The 3,348-nt window shown below is 40.7% G+C and carries 3 protein-coding genes; all 3 read left to right on the forward strand.

Features of this window, described 5'->3' with window-relative positions:
- The first annotated feature begins 173 nt into the window (after positions 1 to 173).
- The gene (gene hrcA, locus N2257_10540) at positions 174 to 1,211 is read left to right on the forward strand and encodes a heat-inducible transcriptional repressor HrcA (GenBank protein MCX7794821.1); all 1,038 of its coding nucleotides are present in this window, start codon (positions 174 to 176) and stop codon (positions 1,209 to 1,211) included.
- Positions 1,204 to 1,812 (forward strand): nucleotide exchange factor GrpE, encoded by a 609-nt coding sequence (grpE, locus tag N2257_10545; GenBank protein ID MCX7794822.1) that lies wholly within the window; start codon positions 1,204 to 1,206, stop codon positions 1,810 to 1,812. Before hrcA ends, grpE begins: the two co-directional genes overlap by 8 nt.
- 62 nt (positions 1,813 to 1,874) lie before the next feature.
- Positions 1,875 to 3,348, forward strand: a 1,474-nt coding sequence (gene dnaK / locus N2257_10550; GenBank protein MCX7794823.1) for a molecular chaperone DnaK, incomplete at its 3' end; no start/stop codon positions are given.

Here is a 3,348-nt window from a genome sequence, read left to right on the forward strand (position 1 = left end):
GTCCTCAGAGGTTTTGATATTATGGAGGTTTCACCGCCCTTTGACCCCTCAGGTATAACCTCAATCATGGCTGCAAAGATAATAAAAGAGGTATTGCTTTACTTGACATAACTCTATCTGAGTTGCTATATTAATTTAGCACTCTCAGCTTTAGAGTGCTAAAGGGTGAAAATATGCTTGATGAAAGGGCTAAGAAAATATTAATGGCGGTTGTGGAAAGTTACATTCAAAGACTTGATCCCGTAGGATCAAGGCATATAGCTAAGAAGTATGGATTTGACCTTTCATCAGCAACCATAAGAAATGTGATGGCAGATCTTGAAGAGCTTGGTTATCTTCTGCAGCCTCACACATCAGCGGGCAGGATACCAACTGATAAGGGATTCAGATTCTATGTTAACAATATCCTGAGCCTTGAACCAAAGGTGGACCCTGTTTTTATAAAAAAACTTACAAGAATACTTGAGGATATAAGAGATAACATTGATCTTCTTCTCGAAAGAACGGCAAAATCTCTTGCTGATCTCACGCATTATGTGAGCGTGGCTTCTCACCCCTTTGAGGCAGATACGGTAATAAAAAAGATTGAGATAAAAAAGGTCAGCGGTAACCAGATACTTTTTAATTACGAAACCACAGACGGAGTGCATAAAAAGAGGATAATTGATGTAAACATGCCTCTTACTCAGTCAGAGCTTAATGAAGCAGCAAGGTATATAAATTCAAGATTCTCAGGCTATTCTATTAAGGAGATAAGAGGGTTGATCTTCAGCGAGATGGCAAGGGATAAGATAATTGCCGATGCCCTTATCTCAAAGGCAATCAGACTCTGCAGGGAGGCACTTCTTTCAGAAGACATGCTTTTTATCTATGGTTTTTCACAGGTCTTTGAACTACCTGATTTCTTTAATATTGCGAGAATAAGAGAACTCGTGAGGACAATAGAGGATAAATACCTTATTTTAAATCTTCTAAATGAGCTGATTTACAAGAGTAATGGTATGAAAGTTATAATAGGTTCAGAAAATCAGATAAAGGAGATGCATGATTTTAGCATCGTAGCATCAACATATTATGATCAATATAGACCTGCTGGGGCTATATGTCTGATAGGCCCGAAAAGAATGGATTATGCAAAGGCTATTTCAGTGGTCAGGACTGTAGCGGATTTTATCACTGATGTACTTTCTGGGAGGAGGAGACATGGATGAGGAGAGGGTATCAAGAGAAGAAATTCAGGAAGGGGAATCAGTACCTTCAGGTGAAATAGCGCACGAGGAAAAAGGAGAAATTCCGTCAGAAGAAAAAAAGGGGATCCCTTTCAATGAGGAGGCCCTTATCAATCACATGAAAAAGGAGATTGAAGAACTGAAGGATAAATATAAAAGACTATATGCAGAGTTTGAGAATTATAAAAGAATGGTAGCAAAAGAAAAAGAAGAGATTATTAAATACTCAAATGAGGCATTAATAAATGCCCTTATTCCTTCGCTTGATAATCTTGAGATGGCTGTAAAGCATGCAGAAGAGGTGAATTCAGGTCTTGTGGAGGGTGTTAAACTTACTTTAAGAGAGATTTTGAGGGTGCTTGAAAAGGCAGGACTCACACAGATAGACTCTTATATGAAACCCTTTGATCCTGTTTATCACGAGGCAATGTCTATGGTCGAAAGAGAGGACCTTGATGAACTGACAGTTGTTGAGGAATTCAGAAAGGGATATATTTACAAAGATAAGGTCCTGAGACCTTCCCTTGTAGCAGTTTCAAAAAAACCTGATAAAAAGGAAGGTAACAGTTCAGTTAGTGAATAAGAAGCCAGCGATGCTTTCATTCTGGCTTGATCTTTCAGTTCTTAAAGAAGGAGGTAGGGATTATGGGAAAGGCAATCGGCATTGACCTTGGTACAACAAACTCAGTTGTTGCAGTTGTAATAGGTGGTGAACCTGTAGTGATACCTAATCAGGAGGGTTCTAGGACAACACCATCTGTTGTCGCCTTTACTGAAAAGGGTGAAAGGCTTGTAGGGCAGATTGCGAAGAGACAGGCAATAACAAATCCAACAAATACGGTCTTTTCGATAAAGAGATTAATGGGAAGGAAATACGATTCTCCAGAAGTAAAGGAGGCAATGAAGAGACTTCCTTATAAAATTGTACCGGCTCCAAATGGAGATGCCCATGTTGAAATTATGGGAAAGGTCTATTCACCTCCTGAGATATCAGCAATGATACTTCAGAAATTAAAACAGGCTGCTGAGGATTATCTTGGAGAACCTGTTACAGAGGCGGTCATAACTGTGCCAGCCTATTTTGATGACAGCCAGAGGCAGGCAACCAAGGATGCTGGAAGAATTGCAGGTCTCAATGTCCTGAGAATCATAAATGAGCCAACAGCAGCAGCCCTTGCCTATGGTCTTGATAAAAAGAAGGAAGAAAAGATAGCAGTATACGACCTTGGAGGTGGCACCTTTGATATCTCCATCCTCGAGATAGGAGAAGGTGTGATAGAGGTAAGAGCTACAAATGGAGATACCTATCTTGGTGGTGATGACTTTGACCTTAGGATAATGGACTGGCTTATAGAAGAATTCAAGAAAGACCAGGGTATTGACCTAAGAAAGGACAAGATGGCACTTCAGAGACTTAAGGAGGCTGCTGAGAAGGCAAAGATCGAGCTATCTCAGGCTATGGAGACAGAGATAAACCTTCCCTTTATAACAGCAGATGCTACAGGACCGAAGCACCTTGTTATGAAACTCACAAGAGCAAAGTTTGAACAGCTGGTTGGTGATCTAATTGAGAAAACTCTTGGTCCATGCAAGCTCGCTCTTTCTGATGCCAATCTCACTTCCAGAGACATAGATGAGGTTATACTTGTTGGTGGTCAGACAAGGACTCCAAAGGTTCAGGAAACAGTAAAAAATTTCTTTGGAAAGGATCCAAATAAGTCAGTAAATCCTGATGAAGTCGTTGCAGTTGGAGCAGCAATTCAGGCTGCAGTACTTAAAGGTGAGGTAAAGGAGGTTCTCCTTCTTGATGTTACACCTCTTTCACTTGGAATTGAGACACTGGGAGGTGTTTTCACAAAGATAATTGAAAGAAATACCACTATTCCCACAAGGAAATCCCAGATATTCACAACCGCTACAGATAACCAGCCTGCTGTTACCATAAAGGTCTATCAGGGAGAAAGGCCCATGGCAGCAGACAACAAGCTTCTTGGAGTCTTTGAGCTTGTTGGAATACCGCCTGCTCCAAGAGGAGTCCCCCAGATAGAGGTTACTTTTGACATAGATGCAAATGGCATACTCCATGTCTCTGCAAAAGATCTTGGTACAGGTAAGGAAC

It is taken from the genome of Thermodesulfovibrionales bacterium (assembly GCA_026417875.1).
Classification (GTDB): Bacteria; Nitrospirota; Thermodesulfovibrionia; order Thermodesulfovibrionales; family CALJEL01; genus CALJEL01.

Excerpts from the sequence above, each read along its gene's own strand:
- hrcA (MCX7794821.1), top strand. The coding sequence starts at position 174 with ATGCTTGATGAAAGGGCTAAGAAAATATTAATGGCGGTTGTGGAAAGT.
- grpE (MCX7794822.1), top strand. The coding sequence starts at position 1,204 with ATGGATGAGGAGAGGGTATCAAGAGAAGAAATTCAGGAAGGGGAATCA.